Source organism: Acidobacteriota bacterium (assembly GCA_009861545.1).
In the GTDB taxonomy this organism is placed as follows: domain Bacteria; phylum Acidobacteriota; class Vicinamibacteria; order Vicinamibacterales; family UBA8438; genus WTFV01.
In genome coordinates, this window is record VXME01000046.1 from 55,501 (window position 1) to 77,913 (window position 22,413).

Consider the following 22,413-nt stretch of genomic DNA (forward strand, 5'->3'; position numbering starts at 1 on the left):
CGATGCAGGACTGGCGGAACGCGCGCGGCTGGACGCTCATCGAGCTGACGATCGTCATCTCGCTGATCACGGTACTGTCGACGATTGCCCTCGTCGGCTACGGCAACGCGGTGGCCCGCGCGCGCGAGGCGGTGCTCAAGGAGGATCTCTTCCGCATGCGCGACGCGATCGATCAGCACTACGCCGACCTCGGGGAGTACCCCCCGGATCTGCACGCCCTGGTGAGCGCCGGCTATCTGCGTGCGATTCCCGAGGATCCGATGACGCGCTCGTCCGAGACCTGGGTGGTCGTGCCGGCGGAACCGGATCTGGCGGATCCGTTCGTGCAGGGCGTCTATGACATCAGGAGCGGGTCCGAGGGGATCGCCCTCGACGGCACCACCTACGCCGACTGGTAGGGACCGCGTGAAGATGCGCCGGCCACTGCGGGGGCAGCGGGGGTTCGCGATGGCGGCCCTGCTCGTCGTTCTCGCCATCATGAGCCTCATGTTGTCGATGGCGCTCCCCACCTGGCACCACGCGGCGCAGCGCGAGCGCGAGGCCGAGCTGATCTTCCGCGGCGAGCAGTACGCGCGGGCGATCATGCTCTATCAGCGGCAGACCCCCGGCGCCTATCCACCCGACGTCGATACGCTCGTGGAGGGCAGGTTCCTGCGCCGCGCCTACCGTGATCCGATGACCGCCGGCGGTGAGTTCCGCCTCATTCTGCAGTCGGAGTTGTCGGAGTTCGGCGGTGCGGGGGGCGACGGGTCGCCAGCGGGCGGCGCATCCTCGGAAGCGGGGGGCGGGACGCGGCGTTCGGACGACGACGCGGGGAACAGACCGGGATTCATGCGGGGCGTCCGGCCGGTCGCGAATCGGGACGAGCGCGATCCCGGGGGCGTGGACGGCAACATCGCCGGCGTCGTGAGCCGTAGCGAGGAGACCTCGATCGCCCTCTACAACGGGCAGTCGAAGTACAGCGACTGGGTCTTTCTCGGCGAGGGGTCGGCGGCGGGGGAGGCCGGCGGCGAGGCAGGGCAGCCGGAGCCAGGTCTGTCGGATCCCTTCGGCGGACCCTCGAGCCGGGGAGCGGGAATCGGCCCGGGAGCGTTCCGACAGGGCCGCGGCGGAGGCGGACGATGACGGTGACGGTCAGTCGCCCGCCGGTCCGTTGCGGGTGAGGCCCCTGACGAGCCACGCGGCCGAAACGGCGGCGCCGACGAGCAGCAGCGCCCCGCCGGGAACCGAGCCGAACAACAGGCTGTGCGTCGCGGCGAGCGTCAGGTAGACGGCGGCGCAGCCGGCTCCCCAGCGGCGCAGATCGGGAAGCAGGGGCGCCGGCGCGGGCTCTGCCGCGGCGGACGCCACGCGGCGCCAGCCCGGACCGGCGGGCCGCGTGCGGCGGTAGAAGCGGATCAGGTGCGCCAGCGGCTCGGGCGGGGTGGCCAGCGTGACGGCGATCCAGCAGGCCGTCGTCCAGGGTACGAGATAGAGCAGCGAGTCGGGAAACGGAACGGCGGTGAAGAACCGCACGAAGGCGAAACCGGCGGCGGCCGCGGCCAGGGCCGTCAGCTCCGAGAGCGCCGTCACCCGCCACCAGTACCAGCGCAGGATCAGCACCAGGCCGACGCCGGCGCCGGACTCGAGCACGAACTCCCACGCCTGGCGGACCGATTCGAGTCCGAAGGTAATCACCCCGCTCGCCGCCATCACCAGGATGGTCGTCAGGCGCGAGACGCGCACCAGATGCGTCTGGTCGGCGTCCGGCCGCACGAACCGCTTGTACAGGTCGTTGACCAGGTACGACGTGCCCCAGTTGAGCTGCGTGGATACGGTGGACATGTAGGCGGCGAAGAACGCGCCGACGAGGAGGCCTCGCCAGCCCGACGGCAGGTGGTCGCGCAGGACGAGGACGTAGCCCGCTTCGCGATCGGAGAGGTTCGGATAGAGGACCAGAGCGGCGAGTGCGACCAGCACCCACGGCCAGGGGCGCAGGCAGTAGTGCGCCACCGTGAACCAGAGCGTCGCCAGAACCGCGTCCCGCTCGCTGCGCGCCGACATCATCCGCTGGGCGACGTAGCCGCCGCCGCCCGGCTCCTGCCCCGGATACCAGCTCGCCCACCACTGGACGCCGAGGTAGGCGACGAACGACGCGAGCGGCAGCGCCAGCATCGCGGCGGCGCCCGCCGGCGTTCCGTCCATCGGACCCACCGCCGGCCACAATCGGAAGGTGGATTCCGGAAGCGCGGCGCGCAGGCCGTCCAACCCGCCGACTCCGGGCGCGGCGAGCGCGTAGTACGCCAACCCGACGGCGCCGATCAACGCGATGGCGAACTGCACGAGGTCGGCCGCGACGACGCCCCGGAGGCCCGCCAGCGCGGCGTAGCCCCCGGTGGCCGCGAGTCCGACGAGCACCCCGGTCAGCCGCTCCCAGCCGAGCGCGACCGACAGCACCTTGGCGAGAGCCAGATTGACCCAGCCGATCACGAGACAGTTGACCGCCAGTCCCAGGTACAGCGCGCGCACCGCACGCAGCGCGCGCGCGGCCCGTCCCGTGTAGCGCAACTCGACGAACTCGACGTCGGTCAGGATGCCCGCGCGGCGCCACAGCCGGGCGAAGAAGACGACGGTGAGCATGCTGCCGAGCGCCGCGTTCCACCAGAGCCAGTTGCCGGCGACGCCGCTGGCCGCCACGAGCCCGGTGACCGCGAGCGGCGTGTCCGCGGCGAACGTCGTCGCCACCATCGACGTTCCGGCCAGCCACCAGGGCAGATCGCGGCCGGACAGGAAGTACTCCGAGAGGCTGCGTCCAGCCCGGCGGCCGTACGCGATACCCACGGCGATGGGGGCCGCGAGCGCGATGCCCAGCAGCAGCCAGTCGATTGCCGTCAGCGCCATGTTCACCAGGCCGTCATCACCGCGTCGTGAAACGCCGGACGCACGGCGAGAATCGCCTCGTTGGACCGGGAAGGATGCACCCGGTTGGTCAGCAGGACCAGGTAGCGGTCCGCGACCGGGTCGATCCAGAGCGACGTCCCCGTGAATCCGGTGTGTCCGATCGAGGCCGGAGACAGGCGGGTCCCGCACGACGAGGTCGGCAGCATCGTATCCCAGCCGAGCGCACGCGAGCTGCCGGGCACCGCCGTCCGGGTCCGGAAGGCGTCGAACGTCGGCGGCGACGCGAGGGGGTTGTCTCCGTGCAGGCCGGCCAGCACGTCGCGCGCGAAGCCGCCGACGGCGACGACGGTGCCGAAGAGCCCCGCGTGTCCCGCCGCGCCCCCCAACGCCCAGGCGTTCTCGTCGTGGACGTCGCCGACGAGCGTCCGCCCCCGCCAGGGGTCCATCTCCGTCGGCGCCGTGCGAGAGCGCCACGCCGGCGGCGGGTTGAAACAGATCTCCCCCCAGCCGCGACCCGCGGCGAGATCGTCGAACTGCGCGGCCAGACCCTCTCGCGCGGGGTGGCGGTCCGCGAGGATGAAGCCCAGCAGAATGAACCCGAGATCGCTGTAGATCGAGCGGGTGCGCGGCGCGTACTCCAACGGCAGCCCACAGATGGCGGGCTCGAACTCCGCGCGCTTCGAATGATCGCGGAAGAACGGCAGGTGCGCCGTCAGGCCGGACGCGTGGGCCAGCAGGTCGCGCACGGTCACCGTCTGGCGATCCGTCCCGCGCCAGGTCGCGAGCGCGGAGGCGACGGGCAGATCGAGCGGCGTCAGGCCGGCATCGACCTGGCGCATGGCCAGAGTCGTCGTCGCGATGACCTTGGTGAGCGAAGCCAGGTCGAAGACGGTTTCCGACGTCGCCCGCGGGCTGTCGGCCTCGAACGTGAGCCGGCCCGCCGCATGCCGCCACCGATGTCCCGTCCGGTTGCCCACTTCCGCGACCGCGGCGGGGCAGGCGCCTGCCCGGACGGCGTCGTCCAGTACTCGCGCCGCGGCGGCGAAGCCGTTCATTCCGGCTCTCCGGGGTTTGCAGCCTGCCGGATACGGTTCGCGGCGTATCCCACGCCGATCGTGGCGGCCGAACCGACGAGCACGTACCACTGCCAGGACAGGTCGCTCAGCAGGCTCACGGACACTATCGTGACCACACCACCGGCGAGCCCCGCAAGCCCGACCCCGGAGGTGGGTCTGGAAATCAGCACGCTGAGCAGGAACACGCCGAGCATCAGGCCGCCGCTGAAGAACTGCACGGCGAGCACATCGTCGATGACCCGCTGCGACACGCCCATGGCGGCGACCGCGACGCATGCCTGCACCGCCGCCCAGGCGCCGGTCGCCCAGCGGGACGCGCGAAGCGCCCGCGCCTCGGATCGCGGTCCGGCCGTGCCCTCCAGGTAAAAGTCGCCTATGGTCGACGCGGCCGAGGAGTTCAGCGACGACGACAGGGTCGACATCGCGGCCGCGACGACCGCCGCCAGAACGAGTCCCCGGAGTCCCGTCGGCAGGTGGGTCATCAGGAAGAGCGGGAAGACACGGTCCGTCTGCACGGCGCCCTCCACGACGATCGGGGCGAGCGCCGGCGACTCGCCGGCCGCGTAGAACGACCACAGCAGGACCCCGATTCCCAGAAACAGGGCGAACTGGAAGAACACGAAGACCCCGCTCGCGACGAGCGCCAGGCGCGCGTCGGCAAGGGACCGGCTGCACAGGTAGCGTTGCACGAACATCTGATCCGTTCCGTGCGTGGACGCCGTGAAGACCGCACCGCCGAACACGCCGGACCAGAACGTGTAGTCCCGTCGCAGATCCCACGCGAAATCGAACAGGACCAGCTTGCCGGCCTCCTCGGCCGCCGCCGCCGCCTCTCGCGCCCCTCCCGGCAGCCCGGCGAGCAGCATCGCGGCGGCGACGAGCGCGCCGGACAGGTAGATGGCGAGCTGGACAACGTCCATCCAGATCACCGCGGTCATGCCGCCGACCCACGTGTAGGCGAGCGTGGCCGCGGCGATGACCCCGATGGCGAAGATCACCACCGGCGTCTGGGGCAGGCCCGACAGTCCGACCGCGTCGGTGACGGTCGTGAGCATTGCGGCCAGCACCAGCGCGGTGGCGAACAGGCGCAGTCCGTCCGCCACGTTGCGCGTCAGGAGAAAAACCACCGCCGCCCCGCGGCCGAATGCCTGCCCGACCCGTGCGCTGAGCAACTGGTACGCGGAGAGCAGATCGCGGCTGAAGTAGGCCGGCAGCAGGACGAAGGCGACGAGCACGCGCCCCGCGAGATAGCCGAGGGCGAGCTGGAGGAACGTCAGGTTGCTCCCGAACGCGTAGGCCGGGACGCTGATCACCGTTACCGTGCTCGTCTCCGTCGCGACGATGGAGCCTGCGACCGCCCACCACGGCATGCGCCGTCCGGTCAGGTAGTAGTCGCGCACGGTCGTTCGACCGCGGGCGAGCCGGCGTCCACCCCATATAACCAGGAACAGATACGCGGCGACGACCGCCAGGTCGAACGGCATCTGCTATCGTGGGTCGATCGTCCTGCGCAACCGCCCGTCGCTCTCTTCGCCGATGGCGGCCCGCACCGAATCGTTCGCCTGCTTGAGGCGCGCCAGCGATTCGGAGTAGCCGACCCGGGCGTGGGCCATGACGATGGCCGCCTTCACGTTCCAATGCGCCCGATTCAGGAGCTCTCCCGCTTCCTCGTGGTCGAGTCCGGTGACGGTCGTGATGATGCGCCGCGCCCGGTCGCGCGCCTTCTCGGAGCCGGCGTCCACGTCCACCATGAGGTTGCCGTAGGTCTTGCCGAGGTGCACCATCGCCACCGTCGTGAGCATGTTGAGCACCATCTTGGTCGCCGTGCCGGCCTTCAGCCGGGTCGAGCCGGCGATGACCTCCGGTCCGACGGCGGGGGAGATGACGATGTCGACGAACGTCTGCAGCTCCGTGCCCGGCCAGCAGGTGACGAAGACGATCTTGACGCCGTTCCGGCGCGCGCGCGTCAGCGCACCCCGGACGAACTGGGTCATTCCGCTCGCCGAGATGCCGACGAGCGCGTCCCGGCGCGTCGGGTGCAGGCGGGCAACGGCCCGTGCGCCTTCCTCGAAATTATCCTCCACCCCGGCCTGCGACCGGAAGAACGCGGCCCGGCCGCCGGCCATGATCGCCTGGACGAGGTGCGCCGGGGTGCTGAATGTCGGTCCCATCTCGGCTGCTTCGAGGACGCCGAGCCGGCCGCTCGTCCCCGCGCCGACGAAGATCAGGCGTCCTCCCTTGTGGAGCGAGGCCGTGATGAGGTCCGAGGCGGTTGCGATGCGTGCCCTTTCGCGGGCCACCGCCGTGAGGATCTTGCGGTCCTCGCGCAGCATCAGGTCGATCATGTCCTCCGTGGACGCCTGATCCAGCGCTAGGCTGGCGGGGTTGATGGCTTCGGTCGGAAGGTCCTTCCACTTCGAGGACATGCGGAGACTCACCTGCCGTCGTGATCCGCCGCCGCGGCGCCGGGTCGGCCGCCGCGCCGGTTGACGCTCTCCGGAAGGACGGAGTATAAAGATCGATTGTCTCGTGACCAGCGGGCCGTCATGTGGAAACCTAACGCCGCGCCGACCGGTCGTCCATTCACGATGTCCATGCGGACCGCGGCCATGAGGGCGGATACCGCGAGCGGATGACGCAGCCGGCACATTGTAGTGATCCCGGGGCCATCATCCGCAAGCAGGGTGATGGCCTTTTTTCTGAACGGCAGGATCTCGTGCTCAGAATCGCCCTGGTCGGATTCGGGACGGTCGGGCGGTCGGTGGCGCGCATTCTGTGGGAGGGCGAGGAACGCCCGCTGATCCTGGCGCACATCTGCAACCGTCACGTCGAACGCAAGATCGTCGACTGGGCGCCGGACACGGTGGCCTGGACGTCCGACTTCGGCGACGTGCTGCGGTCCGACGCGGACGTCGTCGTCGAGCTCATCGGCGGCCTGGAGCCGGCCGGCGACTGGATCCGACAGGCGCTGGAGGCGGGCAAGTCGGTCGTCACCGCCAACAAGCAGGTCATGGCTCACGTCGGAGCCGATCTTATGCGGATGGCGGCGGAGCGGCAGCGGCATCTGCTGTTCGAAGCGGCCGTCGCGGGAGGCATTCCCATCATCCGGGCAGTGCGGGAAGGCCTGGCCGGCGACCGGCTGCGACGGGTGCTGGGCGTGCTCAACGGCACCTGCAACTACATGCTGACGCGCATGGAGGCGGGGCAGGTCTCGTTCGACGATGCGTTGCGGGAGGCGCAGGAGCAGGGGTACGCCGAGGCCGATCCGACGGCGGACATCGACGGCGGCGACGCGCAGGCGAAGCTGGCGATTCTCTCCGCGGTGGGCCTCGGGCGGCAGGTGGCGGCCGGGGCGATTCCGCTGCGCTCCATACGCCCGGTCGAGCCGGTGGACTTCAACTACGCGCGGCGGCTCGGTTGCACGATTCGGCAGGTGTCGCGGGCCGAGGCGTCGCCGGGAGCCGGAGGAGACGTCACCGCCTCCGTGCAGCCGATGCTGGTGCCGCTGACGTCGCCGCTCGCGCGCGCCGAGGGAAGCCAGAACGTGGTGATCGTCGAAGGGACGCACGGCGGCGAGACCGCGTTTCGCGGGTTCGGCGCGGGCGGTGATCCGACCGCGGTGGCGATTGTCTCCGACCTCGAGGCGATTGCCCGGACGGGGGTCGCCGCGCCCCGGTCCTGGCGACCGCCGGCGGCAGCGCAGGTCGAGCCCGATTTCGAGGCGCCGCAGTACCTGCGCTTCGTCATCGTGGACCGGCCCGGTATCATTGCCTCACTTGCCAGCGTGTTCTGGCGGCACGGACTCAACATCGATTCGGTACTGCAGGAGCCGGACTGGCCGAAGTCGGCACTGCCTTTCGTCGTGACCCTCGAGCCGTGCAGCTCCCGAGCCGTGCAGGCCGCGCTGGCGGAGATCGGGGCGTTCGACTTCCATGCGCGGGCGCCGGTCTGGATGCCGATTCTGCCACGCGGAGAACGCAGCTCATGAGCTACCTCACCGGACTTCGATGCTCACTGTGCCAGGCCACTTTTCCGGCCGAGGCGCTCTACGTCTGCGACCAGTGCCTCGGGCCGCTCGAGGTGACGTACGACCGCGACGCCGTCCGCCGCGCCGTTTCGCGCGAAAGCATCGCCTCCCGGCCTCCCAACCTGTGGCGCTACCGGGAGTTCCTGCCGATCGACGGCGAGCCGCGGACCGGGTTGACCTCCGGGTTCACGCCGCTGATTCGGGCGGACCGGCTGGCCGCCGCGCTCGGCATGCGCGAGCTCTACGTGAAGGACGACTCCGTCAATCATCCGACGCTGTCGTACAAGGATCGCGTCGTGCCCGTCGCGGCGACGCGCGCCTGCGAGCTCGGATTCGGCGTCTTCGGATGCGCGTCGACCGGCAACCTGGCCAACAGCGTGGCCGCCCACGCGGCCCGACTGGGCCTCGACTGCTACGTCTTCATTCCACGGACTCTCGAGCCCGGAAAGATTCTCGGATCCGCCGTCAGCGGCCCGCACGTCGTCGCCATCGACGGCAACTACGACGACGTCAACCGCCTCTGCACCCAGGTCGGCGAGCGCTACGGCTGGGCGTTCGCGAACATCAACCTTAGGGCGTACTACGCCGAGGGGGCGAAGACGTACGGGTTCGAGATCGTCGAGCAGCTCGGCTGGCGGTTCCCGCGCCATGTCGTCTGTCCCGTCGCCGGCGGCACGCTTCTCCCGCGTATCGCGCGCGGCTTCCACGATCTGCTCGACGCCGGCCTGGCGGACGGCGAGCCGCCGCGCATTCACGCGGCGCAGGCGGCAGGCTGCGCGCCGGTCATCCACGCGCTCGACGAGGGCCTCGACTATCCGGAGCCGGTGCGGCCGGACACCATCGCCAAGTCGATCGCCATCGGCAATCCCGCCGACGGGTTCCACGTCCTGCGAACGGTGCGCGAATCGGGAGGCAGCGGGGCGGCGGCCACCGACGCCGAGATCGTCGACGCCATCGGCCTGCTGGCGCGGACCGAGGGCATCTTCACGGAGCCGGCCGGCGGCACCACGCTGGCGGTCACGCGCAAGCTCGTCGAGCAGGGGGCGATTCCGCGCGACGAGAGCACCGTGGTCTGCATCACCGGGAACGGCTACAAGACGGCCGACGTCGTGGCGTCGTCCCTGGCCGCGCCAACCGCGCTCGGCCGTTCGCTGGCGGAGTTCGAAGCCTTCATGGCGGAACGCCGGCAGGCCCATCAACCGGTGTCCGGCTGACGATGCCCCGGTCCGAGCGCAGCGAGATCGTCGAGGCGGAAGGCCACCTGGTCGATTCGCAGTTGCTGAACGCGATCTTCGACAAGGTGATCGAGCGGCGGGCGCGTTTCGACGTGCTGCGGTTCGACATCGGTCGCACGAACGACGAGTACTCCCATCTGAAGCTGAAGGTGACCGCCCCGGACGAGACCGTCCTGGCCGATCTGCTCGAGGACCTGATGCCCCTCGGCTGTCATCCGACGCCGGAGCGGGACGCCGTTCTCAAGCGATCCGAGCAGAACGGATGCGTGCCCGACGACTTCTACTCGACGACCAACCACCGCACGTACGTGCGACACGGCGGGGCATGGCTGGAGGTCGAGGGCCAGCGCATGGACGCCGTCGTCGTGATCGAGGACGGCCGGCCGTCCTGCCGCAAGCTGCGCGACGTGGCGGCGGGGGATGCGGTCGTCTGCGGCGTCGGCGGCATCCGGGTCTCTCCCGAGTTCCGCGAGCGCGATCGGCTGGGGTTCGCGTTCATGGTGAACGACGTGTCGACCGAGCGGCGCGTCGAGGTCAGCGTGGCCCGCGTGCTGGCGATGATGAAGGACGTCAAGCGCGAGGGCGGACGCATCGCCTTCGTCGCCGGCCCCGTGGTGGTCCACAGCGGCGGCGTGGCCTACTTCTGCGACCTCATCCGCCGCGGCCTCGTCGACGTGCTCCTGGCCGGGAACGCGCTCGCGGTCCACGACGCCGAGCACGCGTTGTTCGGCACGTCGCTCGGCATCGATCTGAACGCGGGCACCGCGGTCGAGGAGGGCCACCGCAACCACATGCGCGCCATCAACGCCATCAACCGCGCCGGCGGCCTGCGGGCGGCGGTCGATCACGGACTCCTGCGCTCGGGCATTCTCTACGAGGCGATTCGGCACGGCGTGGACTACGTGCTCGCGGGGAGCATCCGCGACGACGGTCCGCTGCGGGACACCGTCATGAACCTGATCGAGGCGCAGGATCGCTACGCGGAGGCGCTGCGCGACGTGAGCATGGTCGTGATGCTGTCGACCATGCTGCACAGCATCGGCGTCGGCAACATGCTGCCGTCCCACGTCCGGGTCGTTTGCGTGGACATCAACCCCGCTGTGGTGACCAAGCTCGCGGATCGCGGATCGTCCCAGACGGCCGGCATCGTGACCGACGTCGGTCTCTTCCTGCACCAGTTGACGGCGCAGCTCGATGCTGCGGCCGGCGCGCCCGCCCCGCCGGGCGCCGGGGAAGCGCAACGATGACGGTCCCGGACGGCGCGGCGCCCATCGTGGTCCAGAAGTACGGCGGCACCTCCGTTGCAACCGCCGAGCGCATCCGCGCGATCGCCGAGCGCGTAGCCCTTGCCCGGCGCGACAGCCCACGGCTGGTCGTCGTCCTGTCCGCGATGGGCAAGACGACGGACGGGCTGGTGGCGCTCGCCCACGAGGTCTCCGACGACCCGCGGGGCCGAGAGATGGATCTGCTGCTGGCCACGGGCGAGCAGGTCTCCGTTTCGCTGCTCGGCCTCGCCCTGCAGCACAGGGGGATTCCGGTGATCTCCCTGACCGCCCCGCAGTGCGGAATCCGGACCGACGACGCCTTCAATATCGCCCGCATCGAGTCCATCGACACGCGGCGTATCCTCGCGGAGCTGGACCGGAAGCGGGTGGTGATCATCACCGGATTTCAGGGCATGACCCGGGATCACGAGGTCACCACGCTCGGCCGCGGCGGGAGCGACATCACCGGCGCGGCGGTGGCGGCGGCCCTCGGCGCCAGCGTGTGCGAGATCTGCACCGATGTCGACGGCGTGCTCTCGGCCGACCCGCGAAAGGTGCCGCACACGCTGCAGTGGCGGGAGATCAGCTACGAGGAAGCGATAGAGATGGCGTCGAGCGGCGCCAAGGTGCTGCACCCGCGGGCGGCCGAGGTGTGCATGGCGTACCGAATCCCGATCCACGTACGGTCCAGCTTCCACGACGGCGAGGGCACGTGGATCCGCGGAGGCGACGAGATGGTGATGGAGCAGGCGGCGGTGGTCGGCGTCAGCAGCGACAGGAAGATCGCCAAGGTCACGCTGATCGACGTGCCGGATCGTCCCGGACTGGCCGCGGAGGTGTTCCGCGACCTCGCGGCCAGGGCGATCAGTGTGCGGCTGGTCATTCAGGGAGCGAGCGCCGAGGGGCTCGGCCGTATCACCTTCGTGCTCGACGACGAGTACGTCGAGGGCGCCACACAGCTCGTCGACGACTGGAAGTCGCGCGGTCTGGCGACCGCGGGAGCCGTCGACCGCGACGTTGCCAAGGTCTCGATCGTCGGATCGCGCCTCGCGTCGACCCCGGGCCTGGCCGCCCGCATGTTCGCGGTGCTGGCCCGCAAGGGCATCAACATCGACTGCATCAGCTCGTCGGAGATGAAGATCGCCTGCGTGATCGCGGACGCGCACGTCGACGAGGCGGTGCGCGCCGTCCACGACGAGTTCTTCCCCGAGGGTACCGCCCCGCAGGCGGAACGACCGTCGCGCTAATTGGCCAGGGCCTCGTCGGCCGCGTAGTCGACGACCAGTCTGATCGGTGCCGACGGATCCGCGCCGAACAGGGAGGGTCCCGGCGTGTGGTCCGCCCCCGGATGCAGAATCGCGTTGACCTCGATCGTCGACCCGGCCGGCAGGTAGATCGGCTCGTCGAACCAGTAGCGGGTCGGCCACGCCGTGTCCGGCTCGCGCAGGAAGAGCATCGGCACCCGTGTCCCGGCCGGCGTCACCGCCACTACCTGCACGTCCTTGGCTTCGATGGCGACCTCCGGCAGAACGGCAAGCGCGCTGATGTCGGTGTCCACTTCCTGGGTGAAGGTCAGGGTCAGAGCGCTCGCGCGCTCCGGCGACGACAGGAGCATCGACTCGACCGCCCGGTCGCCCTCGTCACCGACGTAGAGCCCGATGCGGCTCTGGTCCGCGAACTCCTCGCCCTCGGTGATCCAGGTCTTCTTGTAGTGCACTCGCGCCACGATGTCGGCGCTCGCCGGCAGCGTGCGCGCGGCGCCGTCCTGTCGTACGCTCGGCCGCCCCGGCGACCAGAGCGCCAGGGGCGCGGTGGTGGGGAAGTCGCGTCCCTCCGCCTCTCCGAATCCCGGCCCGTCGTCCTCGGCGTCCAGCGCGCGCGCGGTCCCGGTCGCATCGATGTAGATCGCGACGTCGCGGACGATCGCGGCGGCCCCCGGCATCACGTCGGCGCCGGTCACGAACCGTTCCTCGGTCGTCCCGCTCGGCAGCACGAAGTAGCGGACCGCCTCGTTCGTGCTCCAGTCGAGCGTGAACGGCTCCGCCATTCGCAACTCGATGGCGGGTGCGCCCAGCGGCCACTCCTCGGGCTCTCCCGGCGGCGCCGGGCTCTGCGCGCGCGGGCCCTGCGGGTAGCCGCCGCTGGACCACTCGAGGATCATGTCCATCTCGTGCGCCGGCAGCGCGTGCCCGTTCCGGAAATCGCCGAACCCGTCCTCCGCCTTCCACGGCGGCATCCGCAGCCCGAGCACCTCCTCGCGGATGGACTGGGCCCAGGGATAGGCGCTGCGGTAGGTCACCAGTGACATCGGGGCGATACCCCCGTCGCGATGGCAGGATCCGCAGTTGTCGCGGAAGATCGGAAACAGGTGCTCGTTGTAGTTCCACCGCGAGGCGATCGGCGTGTGGGTCTGTGTCTCCTCGATCTGCCCGCCGACCGCGACGAGCGCCACGGCTGCGCCCAGACACCAGCGAACGTACCTCGTGCTCATCTCTACCATCTCCCTGGTCGGTCCGGCGCGGCCGACCGCGGGCCCCGCGGGCAAGCGGCGGCGCGCCGCACCACGCGCCGGACCTCGAACCCTCGCGTAGCTGCTACCGCGCGGCTGCGCCGTCGTACACCTGGTTGATCCCGCGCACGGCTTCGCTGAAGACGTCGTGCGCCTCGCTCACCTGCTGCTTGTTGCCGAGGTCGCCGTACCAGTCCAGAAGCCACGCCGACCGCACGAGGCTGCGCACCGCGATGCGCACCTGATTGCGGCCTTCGGCCGGCAGCGCCTCGGCGCGTTGGTCGAGCGCCAGCGCCAGCTCCTTGGATTGCAGGGCGGGAATGAAGATCTCCGTGAAGCGGCCCTCCGCTACGAGCCGGGCGATCTCGTCGTTGCGGGCGTCGATGCCGCTGACGATGTCTCGCGTGGCCTCCGGAATCCGGGGGCGAATCCGCTCGGCGAGCGGCAGCGTGGCCGGGACGTCGGTCGGCACGGGAACGGTCAGGACGGGCGCATCCGACGTCAGCTCCGTGAAGATGAAGTCGAACCGATCTTCGGGATAGTCCTCGACCATGCGGATCTTGGCGATGAAGTCGGTGGGCAGCGGCTGATCGCCGACCTCCGCTTCGAGGTACGCGCCATCGGGAGAGGGAAGCAGAAACGCCGACTCCAGCTCGATGAACTCGTCGGTCGCCGGGTCGTAGTCCTCCTGCAGCACCACACGCCCCATCCACATGGTCACGTCGACCGGCTCGCGGTAGTTGTCGGTCGCGTAGAGGCGGAAAATGCCCGGCTCCGGGTACGTCCCCTCGATGTGGTGGAAGCTGTCCGGGGCCATGAAGACGCGCCCGCCGTGCCGCGGGCTGTGGTCCATGTGGGCCCCCGGCGCCGCGTCGACGACGCCGCAGGTCAGCATCATCGAGCCGTAGTACGGGTTGCGCACCGGGCCGTCGACCTGCACCCAGTTCGATCCGCCGTCGTACATCGGGCAGTAGGCCCGCGCGTAGCCGGCCGGAAGGTCCATCCCGGCGAGCAGCTCGGACAACGGCTTGAACGCACTCCGCATGGATTCGATGTCCCCGGCGCCGGCCGCTGCCCGGGCCAGCGGCCCGACGACGCTGTCGGCGACGGCGATCAGATCGGCCAGCGCGCGCTGCGCCTCCTCGAAGTCGTCGTCGGCGAGCGCTTCCTGCGCGCGGACGTACTCGGCGACCTGCGTGCCGAAGTCCGCCTGCATGGCGGCGGTCGACGCCTGGGCCGGGTGGCGCCCGCCGGGCGCGACCAGCACGACGCCGAGCATGCCGGCGAGAACGGCAAGGTGCTTCACGTGAGACATTGGACCGATCCCCTGAGAATGCGTTGAACGTGCTGCGGCCATCGCTGTTCGAGACTTTGGAGCACTGCATTATACAACCACCGACGCCCCGCGCGCAACGGCCGTTCGGCTGTAACCCGTTGTGCGGATTGGAGTAGTACGTATTCGCGGAAGTCCCCGCGAACGTTGTGCGGAGGTGTCGGCGCCGCCCCGGGCGTCGTGCGGTGGCGGCGCCCGCCAAGCCGTCCGATAGAGTGGACGTGGGCGGCGATCCGATAGACGCGTACCTGAGCGATCTGAAGGCGGGGCGGCGCCTGGCCGCCAATACGCTGACCAGCTACGCCCGGGACCTCGTACTGCTGGGTGATTTCGCAGAGGCTCGCGACCTTCGCGTGAGCCGGCTGGGCCGGCGTGACCTGGAAGCCTTCGTTCGCGACCTGATGGGCTCCGGTCTCGCGCCGCGGTCGGTCGCCCGGGTCGTGGCCTGCGTACGGGGCTTCTACCGTTTCCTGCTGGCCGACGGGCAGGTGGCCTCGAACCCGGCCGACGACCTGCGCGCGCCGCGGTCGTGGCCCGCGCTGCCGAAGTTCCTGTCCACCGCCGACGTCGACGTGCTGCTGGAGCAGCCGGATGTCACCACCGCGGTCGGGGTTCGCGACCGGACGCTCATCGAGCTGCTGTATGCGACAGGCCTGCGGGTGTCCGAGCTGGTGTCGCTGCAACCCGAGAGCCTGCACCTCGATGCGGGCTATCTGACCTGCATGGGCAAGGGCAGCAGGGAGCGGCTCGTGCCGGTCGGCAGAGCCGCGGTCGAATGGCTTCGCCGTTACCTGGCGTCCGCCCGCCCGGCGCTCCTCGGCCCGCGGACGTCCGCCTGGGTCTTCGTCAATGCGCGCGGAGGAGTCCGACTCACCCGGGTCGGCTTCTGGAAGAAGCTCAAGCAGTACGCGCGCCAGGCCGGACTGCCGCGGGACCTGAGCCCGCACGTTCTGCGGCACTCGTTCGCGACGCACCTGCTCGAAAGGGGTGCGGATCTGCGCTCCATACAGACCCTCCTCGGACACGCCGATCTGTCCACCACCCAGATCTACACGCACATCCTCGCGGCGCGCCTGAAGGCGGTCTACGACGAGTACCATCCGCGCTCGTGATTGACCGGAACGCCGTTCCCTGGTTACTGTATGCGGTTGGCGTGGGACATGCCGTCCCGAACCTGGAGGGCCGGACTCGGGCAGCCCGCCGTATCGACGCCGCACCAATCGCCGCGAAGGGAGATTCACCGCACATGCGCCGGACAGGCCGTTATCTCTTTACCTCCGAATCGGTCACGGAAGGCCATCCGGACAAGATAGCCGATCAGGTTTCCGATGCCGTTCTCGACGCGGTTCTGGCGGACGATCCGACCGGCCGCGTCGCTTGCGAGACGCTGCTGACGACCGGCCTGATCGTGCTGGCGGGGGAGATCACGACGACCGCCAGGGTCGAGTTCGCGGATGTCGCCCGCGAAGCGGTGAGGGACGTCGGCTACACGCGCGCCAAGTTCGGCTTCGACGCCGACACCTGTGCCGTGCTCTCGTCCCTGCACGGGCAGTCCCCGGATATCGCCATGGGGGTGGACCCGGGCGGCGCGGGCGACCAGGGCCTGATGTTCGGTTACGCCTGCAACGAGACGCCGGAGCTGATGCCGCTGCCGCTCATGCTCGCGCACCATCTGGTGCGGGCGCTCTCCAACGTCCGCCGCGAGGGGCGGCTGAGCTACCTCCGGCCTGACGGCAAGTCGCAGGTCACGGTGGAATACGACGGCGACCGGCCGCGGCGCATCGACGCCGTCGTGGTGTCGAGCCAGCACAGCGACGAGGTCTCCACGGAGCAGTTGCGCGACGACATCACCCGCGAGGTCATTCGGGCCACCGTCCCGGAGTCGATGATCGACGAGGCGACGAAGATCTACGTCAACCCGACCGGCCGTTTCGTGACCGGGGGTCCGCACGGCGACTCCGGCGTGACCGGGCGCAAGATCATCGTCGACACCTACGGCGGCATGGCCCCGCACGGCGGCGGCGCGTTCTCCGGCAAGGACCCGACCAAGGTCGACCGTTCCGCTTCCTACATGGCGCGCTACATCGCGAAGAACTGCGTGGCGGCTGGGCTGGCGGAACGCGTGCAGGTGCAGCTCGCCTACGCCATCGGCATCGCCGATCCCGTCTCCGTCCTGCTCGACACGTTCGGCACGGGGAGGGTCGGCGAGGAGCGGCTCAGCGCTCTCGTCCGGGAGCATTTCTCGCTGACGCCGAAGGGCATCATCGAGACGCTGGCGCTGCGCCGGCCCATCTATCGCGGGACGGCGGCGTTCGGTCACTTCGGACGGACCGATCCGGAATTCACCTGGGAGCGGACCGACAAGGCCGCTGCGCTGAGCGCCGCGGCCGGAGTCCGGGAGTCTGCGCCGTAGCACGCAACGAACCGGTCAGGTCCGAACCGTGAGCAGGAAGTAACCCGCGGACGTGCCGAAAATCAGATTCGGGGCCCAGGCGGCGGTGGCGGGCATGAGCACGCCGGCGCCGCCGAGTGCACCGAACACGCTCAGCACGATCCAGTAGGTGAACGCGAGTGCGATGCCGACGCCCACGCCGTAGAGCGCGCCGCGCGGCCCGGTGGTCACGGCGAAGGGTACGGCGATGAGCGTGAGGATCACGGTGACGAAGGGGAAGGACGCCTTACGGTGCAGCGCCACCACCAGGTTGACGACGTCGAAACCCCGCGCGCGCAGGTCCACGATGTACCGCTCGAGCTCGCGAAAGTTCATGAGCTCGGCGTCGGGTCTCTCCGCCACGAAGACGCCGGGCGCCGACACCGCCTGCAGGGCCCGCGCCGCGTCCTTCCGATAGGGGGAGGACGCTTCCGGCGCCGGGGCGAACTCCCGCGACCAGACGTTTTGGCCCTGCCATTCGTCGTCGTACGCCGCGTGCGTGGCGTACGTCCGGCGCACCAGCGACCACGGCCCGTCGCCCAGCTCGAAGATGGACAGGCTGTCGATCTCCGATCGATCGGGGTCGAAGTAGCGGTAGTGGTAGATCACGCCGTCGTCGTACAGCCACTGCCGCGCCAGGACCTCGAACGTCTGCGTGCGCCCCGTGCGGATCTCGCGGTTCAGGGTCTCGGCGGTTCGATTCGCCCGCGCGAGCACCGTCTCTCCCAGCGCGAACAACAAGCCGCTCCAGACGAGGCTGAAGCAGAGAATCGGGAACGCCGCTCGATACAGGCTGATCCCGCACGCCTTCATCACGGTGAGCTCGCTCGTCCTCGTGAGCAGACCGATGGTCACCAGCGTCGCCACGAGTCCGGCGATCGGCAGGACGTAGTAGACGAACTGCGGCGTCGCGTGCCAGAAGTAGCGCAGCAGCATCACGCCCGTCGTTTCGTCCTTGAACAGCTTGTCGGACAGGTCGATGAAGGTGGCGATGTAGAAGATGCCGAGCAGGCCGACGAACGCGAGGCCCACCCAGCGCAGGTACATCTTCGTCACGTACCAGTCGAGGATGTTGACGCCCGGCAGCGATCCGCCGGACACCGTGACGACGGGGTCCCGATCGGCGGCGCCGGCGATCGCGGGACCGCCGGTAACCTCGGGAACGCTGGGCGGCGCGGGCAGCCTCCAGCGCGTCCACGGCAGCGAGGCGCCACGCTCGACTCCCCCTGCGCGCCGCCGAATCAGCGCCACGCCGGCCAGTCCCAGCACGATGTTCGGCAGCCACATCGCCAGGTGGGGGGGCACCCGCTGCCCCTTGGCGAGCGCTTCCGACTCGTACATCAGCACGTAGTAGGCGAAGATGACCGCGATGCCGAGCGCGAAGCTGGCCAGTCGTCCATCCGTGCGGCTGCTCACGCCGAAAGCCACGCCGAGCAGCACGAAGACGAAGCACGCGAACGGAATGGAGAACTTCTTGTGGGCCTCGATGATCGGCGCGTGCGGCGACACCCCCGCCGCGCGCATCGCGGCGGCCTGCTCGTTCAGCTCCGGGATGGTCATCTCGCGCAGGCCCCGGTCCGGCCCACCCGCGGGGAACAGGGACTCGGCGTCCAACTGGATCCGCAGCTCCCGGAAGGCGTGCACCTCGTAGGCGTCCGGGGCGGCGGGATCCACCCGATGGCGCTCGCCGTTCTCGAGCACGATGGCAACGGTTCGGCGGTCCCGATCCACGCCGACGCGACCGCGTTCCGCGATGTAGATGTCCGGCTGTTCCGGCCGCTGGACATCCGCGAGAAAGACGTCGAGCCATCCTTCGCCGGTGCTGGAGACTTCCTGGACGTACAGCACGACGTCCGGGAAGTCCCCCACGTAGAACACCCGCGGCTTCACCTCGCCCTCGGCGCGGTTCGCCTGCACGCGCAGCAGGATCTCGCGAAACCGCTGATTGGCGTCCGGCACCACCGACAGCATCAGGTAGCAGTTGATCGCCGCCGTGGCGGCGGCGAGGACCAGCAGGGGAGTCAGGATGCGGAACAGGCTGATGCCGCAGGCCTGCATCGCCACCGTCTCGCGGTCGCCGGACAACCGGCCGAGGCCCATCAGGACGCCGACCAGCAGGGCCATGGGTATCGTGACGCCGAGCGACTGCGGGACGAGCAGCAGCAGCATCTCGGCCACGTGCCGCGCGTCCACCCCGATCCGGATCAGCTCTTCCGCCTGATTCATGATCGGCGGCAGCAGCATCAGGAACGTGAAGACGAGCAGGGTCAGGAAGAAGGGGAGGATCACCTCCCGCACGACGTAGTGACTGATGATGCTCGGCACCGTATCCGCTCCGTCAGGTCCGCACGGAGAACAGGAAGCAGCCGGCCGCGGCGCCGAAGATCAGGTTCGGCGCCCAGGCCGCGGTGGCCGGCATGAGCACGCCGGCGCTGCCCAGAGCCCCGAACACGCTCAGCACGATCCAGTAGGTGAACGCCAGCACGATGCCGGCTCCGACCCCGTAGAGGGCGCCGCGAGGACCGATCGTCACCGCGAACGGCACGGCAATGAGGGTGAGAATGAACGTGACGAACGGAAACGACGCCTTGCGGTGCAACTCGACGACGAGATTGACGACGTCGAAGCCGAGCGCCCGCAGCTCCACGACGTGCCGTTCGAGTTCGCGATAACTCATGAGCTCCGCGTCCGGCAGCTCGGCCGAGAACACCGCGGGCGGCGCCACCGCGGGCAGCCCCTGCTCGCTGCCGTGGTCGTACGTCGTGGCGGCTTCCGCCGTCGGGAACGCGCGCGACCAGACGCCACGGCCTTTCCAGGCGCCCTGGAACGACGCCTCGGCGGCGTACGTCCGGCCCGAAAGCGACCAGGGACGACCCGTGAACTCATAGACCGACAGGCCGCTCACCGCGGGTCCGTCCGCGTCGAAGTGCAGATAATGGTAGATGTCGCCGTCCTCGTTCACCAGCCACGCCCTGTCTCCGGTACCGAACGGCTGCGTCCGGCCGGTGCGGATCTCGCGGTTGAGCGCCTCCGCCCGGCGGTTCGCCCGCGCCAGAACGCTCTCGCCGATCGCGAACAGCAGACCGCTCCACAGCAGGCTGAAGCAGAGGATGGGCGCCGCCATCCGGTACAGACTGATCCCGCAGGCCTTCATCACCGTCAACTCGTTCGTCCGGGTCAGCAGGCCGACGGTCACGAGCGTGGTTACCAGCGCCGCAACGGGGAGGACGTAGGAGACGAACTGCGGCGTGGCGTACCAGAAGTACTCCAGCAGCCTCAGCAGGGTGGTCTCGTCCTTGAACAGCTTGTCGGAGAGGTCCAGGAAGGTGATCACGTAGAAGAGGCCGAGCAGGCCGACGAAGGCGAGCGTCATCCAGCGCAGGTAGATCTGCGTCACGTACCGGTCGAGGAGGCCGATTCCCGGCGCCGCCCGGGACACCCTGACGAGGATTGGCGGGTCCGCCGGCTCGGCCGTTGCCGGCGCTTCCGCGGGTCGGAGCGCCGGCGATGCAAGCCACGGAAGCGCCGCGTGCGGCTCGTTCGACCGAGCGCGCCACCAGACCAGGCCGGCGCCGGCCAGACCCATCACCACGTTCGGTATCCACCTCACGAGGTGCGGCGACAGCCACTGTCCCTTGGCCAGCGCCGTACCCAGGTACAGCATCACGTAGTACGCGAGGATGACGGCGATCCCGAGCGCGAAGCTCGCCAGACGTCCTTCCTTGCGGCTGCTGGCTCCCAATCCGACGGCGAGCAGCACGAAGACGAAGCACGCCACGGGAATCGAGAATTTCTCGTGGATGGCCATGATCGGCTGATGCGGCGAGATCCCCGCCGCGCGCATCGCCGAGGCCTCTTCCCGCAGTTCCGGTATGGACAGCTCGTCGACATCCCGTGCCGGCCCGCCGTCCGGAAACACCGACGAGGCATCGAGCTGAATCGTCAGCTCTTCGAAGCGGTGCACCTCGTACGCGGACGGGACGGCCGGGTCCACCCGGTGTCGCTCACCGTTGCGCAGGGCGACGGCAACGGTGCGCAGTTCCTCGTCCACCGCGACGCGGCCCCATTCGGCCACGTAGACGTCAGGCTGTTCCGGCCGCTCGACGTCCGCGAGGAAGACGTCTCTCCAGCCGTCCGGCGCGACCTCCCGCACGTAGAGAACCGCGCGCGGAAACCGATCCACCTGAAACACGCGCGGCTTGATCTCGCCCTCGGCGCGGTTCGCCGACACGCGGAACACCGTCTCCCGCAAGCGTCGGTTGGCGTTCGGCACCGCCTCGGCCAGCAGGTAGCAGTCGATCGCCGCCGCCAGGGCGGCCAGGACGAGCAGCGGCGACAGGATGCGGAAGACGCCGATGCCGCACGCCTGCATCGCCACCATCTCGCGGTCGCCCGACAGGCGTCCGAGCCCCATCAGGACCCCGACCAGGAGCGCCATCGGAATCGTCAGGCCCAGCGAGTACGGCAGCGCCGTCACGAGAATCCGCAGGATGTCGCCCAGGTCCACGCCGACCCCGATCAGCTCTTCCGCGTGCTTGGTGATCGGGTCGAGCATCAGCAGGAAGGTGAAGACCACCTGCGCGAGGCAGAACGGCGGTATCACTTCCCGCAGGACGTAGCGACCGAGGATGCCAAACATTTGCTGACCCGGATCCGTGACGCCGGCCGCGCGTGTTCGCGGCAGCGCCTCATCCGATCCTATCGGTCGCGCGGCGTGCTCGCCAACCGCACCGGATCGTGGGTCCGATAAGGGGTCTTATGTTAACGTGCGACCCTCGGGCGCCCCCCGGCGGCCCGTTTCTGCACGCCGGCCGCCACGACCTCAGTCGCCGGAGTCCTGGTCCGGACGGGCATCCGAGCGGCGCAGGTCGTCGAGGATGCCCTCGAGCGCCGCGATCAGTTGATCCCGCGGCACGTTCGTCTTGCGGAATGCCAGGCGCAGACTGAACGTCCGGTTCGGCGGCGCGTACCGGTACACGAACGGCTTGGCCCGTCCCGTCCCGCGGCGGCTCGCCGCCGTCTCCCGTGCGCGTTGCCGCGTCGCATCGCCGTCGCGCGTGATCTGCTCGATGAAGGCGAGCATCGCCTCCGGGCTGCGCTGCCGGACGATTTCGAGCAGGACCGACTTCGACGTGATGTCGGCGAGTCGGCACAACCGCTGCACCTCCTCCGGCATCGTGTTGAGGCTCAGGGTCTCGGTGACCGACGTGCGGGACTTGCCGAGCCGCTTCGCAAGCTGCTCGTGCGTGTAGGCGAAGCGCTCGACCAGAGCCCGGAGCGCCTCGGCTTCCTCGAATGCGGTCAGCGTCTTGCGCTGGACGTTCTCGATGAGCGCGAGCTCGATGCTTTCGGACTCGTCCGCGGGACGTACGACCACCGGGAGCTCGGTCAGGCCGATCTGCACGGCCGCCTGGTACCGTCGTTCTCCGGCGATGATGCCGTAGCGTTCGCCCCGCGGCCGCACGATCAACGGTTCGAGGATTCCCTTCTCGACGATGGAGGCCTTCAGCTCCGTCAGATCGCCCATCACCTGGCGCGGCTGGTCCGGATTGGGGTCGACGCGGTCGATGGGCACCATGCGGCCGATCGGCTTGCCCGACGACGCGGAGAGGGTCTCCACGTAGTGTGCCTCGTGGCGCATTCGTACGGTTTCGGGC

Annotated in this window: 17 protein-coding genes; 8 read left to right on the top strand and 9 right to left on the bottom strand. The window is 69.6% G+C overall.

The features are described 5' to 3' along the window. Positions 1-2 precede the first annotated feature (2 nt). Together F4X11_07475 and F4X11_07480 are read left to right on the top strand one after the other, a co-directional pair. A complete protein-coding gene (locus F4X11_07475) occupies positions 3-398 on the top strand; it encodes a prepilin-type N-terminal cleavage/methylation domain-containing protein (GenBank protein ID MYN64851.1) in 396 nt (131 codons plus the stop codon). 13 nt (positions 399-411) lie between these two features. Continuing rightward, positions 412-1,125 (top strand): type II secretion system protein, encoded by a 714-nt coding sequence (locus tag F4X11_07480; GenBank protein ID MYN64852.1) that lies wholly within the window; start codon positions 412-414, stop codon positions 1,123-1,125. A gap of 9 nt (positions 1,126-1,134) precedes the next feature. On the opposite strand, the gene F4X11_07485 is transcribed toward F4X11_07480, so the two are convergent. From F4X11_07485 to murQ, 4 genes are read right to left on the bottom strand one after another with little or no spacing between them, the layout of a single operon-like run. Beyond that, positions 1,135-2,880, bottom strand: a complete 1,746-nt coding sequence (locus tag F4X11_07485; protein ID MYN64853.1) for a Na+:solute symporter — start codon at positions 2,878-2,880, stop codon at positions 1,135-1,137. A gap of 2 nt (positions 2,881-2,882) precedes the next feature. After that, on the bottom strand, positions 2,883-3,935 hold the full coding sequence (locus F4X11_07490) for a beta-lactamase family protein (protein ID MYN64854.1): 1,053 nt from the start codon (positions 3,933-3,935) through the stop codon (positions 2,883-2,885). Next, positions 3,932-5,440: a sodium:solute symporter gene (locus F4X11_07495; protein ID MYN64855.1), complete on the bottom strand. Its 1,509-nt coding sequence runs from the start codon at positions 5,438-5,440 to the stop codon at positions 3,932-3,934. The genes F4X11_07490 and F4X11_07495 overlap by 4 nt, the downstream gene beginning before the upstream one ends. Positions 5,441-5,443: 3 nt before the next feature. Next, positions 5,444-6,382 carry an N-acetylmuramic acid 6-phosphate etherase gene (gene murQ / locus F4X11_07500; GenBank protein MYN64856.1) on the bottom strand — a complete coding sequence of 313 codons (939 nt, stop codon included), beginning with the start codon at positions 6,380-6,382 and terminating at the stop codon, positions 5,444-5,446. Positions 6,383-6,588: 206 nt separating this feature from the next. On the opposite strand from murQ, the gene F4X11_07505 reads away from it, so the two are divergent. The 4 genes from F4X11_07505 to F4X11_07520 are packed head-to-tail and all read left to right on the top strand — an operon-like array spanning position 6,589 to position 11,730. After that, complete coding sequence (locus F4X11_07505; protein ID MYN64857.1) at positions 6,589-7,944, top strand: homoserine dehydrogenase; 1,356 nt, start codon at positions 6,589-6,591, stop codon at positions 7,942-7,944. Then, positions 7,941-9,197 (top strand): threonine synthase, encoded by a 1,257-nt coding sequence (locus F4X11_07510; GenBank protein MYN64858.1) that lies wholly within the window; start codon positions 7,941-7,943, stop codon positions 9,195-9,197. Before F4X11_07505 ends, F4X11_07510 begins: the two co-directional genes overlap by 4 nt. 2 nt (positions 9,198-9,199) lie before the next feature. Beyond that, a complete protein-coding gene (locus tag F4X11_07515) occupies positions 9,200-10,465 on the top strand; it encodes a TIGR00300 family protein (GenBank protein ID MYN64859.1) in 1,266 nt (421 codons plus the stop codon). Further along, positions 10,462-11,730 (top strand): aspartate kinase, encoded by a 1,269-nt coding sequence (locus F4X11_07520; GenBank protein MYN64860.1) that lies wholly within the window; start codon positions 10,462-10,464, stop codon positions 11,728-11,730. Before F4X11_07515 ends, F4X11_07520 begins: the two co-directional genes overlap by 4 nt. On the opposite strand, the gene F4X11_07525 is transcribed toward F4X11_07520, so the two are convergent. Both F4X11_07525 and F4X11_07530 read right to left on the bottom strand, forming a co-directional pair. After that, positions 11,727-12,974, bottom strand: coding sequence for a hypothetical protein (locus F4X11_07525; protein MYN64861.1), 1,248 nt, complete (start codon positions 12,972-12,974; stop codon positions 11,727-11,729). The two genes, F4X11_07520 and F4X11_07525, sit on opposite strands and share 4 nt — an antisense overlap. 103 nt (positions 12,975-13,077) lie before the next feature. Next, complete coding sequence (locus F4X11_07530; GenBank protein MYN64862.1) at positions 13,078-14,349, bottom strand: DUF3347 domain-containing protein; 1,272 nt, start codon at positions 14,347-14,349, stop codon at positions 13,078-13,080. A 212-nt stretch (positions 14,350-14,561) separates the two neighbouring features. Here F4X11_07530 and xerD point away from each other — a divergent pair, with 212 nt between their 5' ends. Both xerD and F4X11_07540 read left to right on the top strand, forming a co-directional pair. Beyond that, the gene (gene xerD, locus F4X11_07535) at positions 14,562-15,437 is read left to right on the top strand and encodes a site-specific tyrosine recombinase XerD (GenBank protein ID MYN64863.1); all 876 of its coding nucleotides are present in this window, start codon (positions 14,562-14,564) and stop codon (positions 15,435-15,437) included. Positions 15,438-15,571: 134 nt separating this feature from the next. After that, positions 15,572-16,738: a methionine adenosyltransferase gene (locus F4X11_07540; GenBank protein MYN64864.1), complete on the top strand. Its 1,167-nt coding sequence runs from the start codon at positions 15,572-15,574 to the stop codon at positions 16,736-16,738. A gap of 15 nt (positions 16,739-16,753) precedes the next feature. Here the strand turns inward: F4X11_07540 and F4X11_07545 are convergent, their stop codons facing one another. From F4X11_07545 to F4X11_07555, 3 genes are all read right to left on the bottom strand, one after another. After that, the gene (locus F4X11_07545) at positions 16,754-19,081 is read right to left on the bottom strand and encodes a YjgP/YjgQ family permease (protein MYN64865.1); all 2,328 of its coding nucleotides are present in this window, start codon (positions 19,079-19,081) and stop codon (positions 16,754-16,756) included. A 13-nt stretch (positions 19,082-19,094) separates the two neighbouring features. Beyond that, positions 19,095-21,395, bottom strand: coding sequence for a YjgP/YjgQ family permease (locus F4X11_07550; protein MYN64866.1), 2,301 nt, complete (start codon positions 21,393-21,395; stop codon positions 19,095-19,097). A 183-nt stretch (positions 21,396-21,578) separates the two neighbouring features. Further along, entirely contained in the window at positions 21,579-22,397 is an 819-nt protein-coding gene (locus F4X11_07555) for a ParB/RepB/Spo0J family partition protein (protein MYN64867.1), read from the bottom strand. Between the last annotated feature and the right edge of the window lie 16 nt (positions 22,398-22,413).

Coding starts and splice junctions, on each gene's coding strand:
- F4X11_07530 (MYN64862.1), bottom strand. CDS start 14,349: ATGGCCGCAGCACGTTCAACGCATTCTCAGGGGATCGGTCCAATGTCT.
- F4X11_07485 (MYN64853.1), bottom strand. CDS start 2,880: ATGGCGCTGACGGCAATCGACTGGCTGCTGCTGGGCATCGCGCTCGCG.
- F4X11_07495 (MYN64855.1), bottom strand. CDS start 5,440: ATGCCGTTCGACCTGGCGGTCGTCGCCGCGTATCTGTTCCTGGTTATA.
- F4X11_07525 (MYN64861.1), bottom strand. CDS start 12,974: ATGAGCACGAGGTACGTTCGCTGGTGTCTGGGCGCAGCCGTGGCGCTC.
- F4X11_07540 (MYN64864.1), top strand. CDS start 15,572: ATGCGCCGGACAGGCCGTTATCTCTTTACCTCCGAATCGGTCACGGAA.
- F4X11_07510 (MYN64858.1), top strand. CDS start 7,941: ATGAGCTACCTCACCGGACTTCGATGCTCACTGTGCCAGGCCACTTTT.
- F4X11_07550 (MYN64866.1), bottom strand. CDS start 21,395: ATGTTTGGCATCCTCGGTCGCTACGTCCTGCGGGAAGTGATACCGCCG.
- F4X11_07555 (MYN64867.1), bottom strand. CDS start 22,397: ATGCGCCACGAGGCACACTACGTGGAGACCCTCTCCGCGTCGTCGGGC.
- murQ (MYN64856.1), bottom strand. CDS start 6,382: ATGTCCTCGAAGTGGAAGGACCTTCCGACCGAAGCCATCAACCCCGCC.
- F4X11_07520 (MYN64860.1), top strand. CDS start 10,462: ATGACGGTCCCGGACGGCGCGGCGCCCATCGTGGTCCAGAAGTACGGC.
- F4X11_07490 (MYN64854.1), bottom strand. CDS start 3,935: ATGAACGGCTTCGCCGCCGCGGCGCGAGTACTGGACGACGCCGTCCGG.
- F4X11_07515 (MYN64859.1), top strand. CDS start 9,200: ATGCCCCGGTCCGAGCGCAGCGAGATCGTCGAGGCGGAAGGCCACCTG.
- F4X11_07480 (MYN64852.1), top strand. CDS start 412: ATGCGCCGGCCACTGCGGGGGCAGCGGGGGTTCGCGATGGCGGCCCTG.
- F4X11_07505 (MYN64857.1), top strand. CDS start 6,589: ATGACGCAGCCGGCACATTGTAGTGATCCCGGGGCCATCATCCGCAAG.
- F4X11_07475 (MYN64851.1), top strand. CDS start 3: ATGCAGGACTGGCGGAACGCGCGCGGCTGGACGCTCATCGAGCTGACG.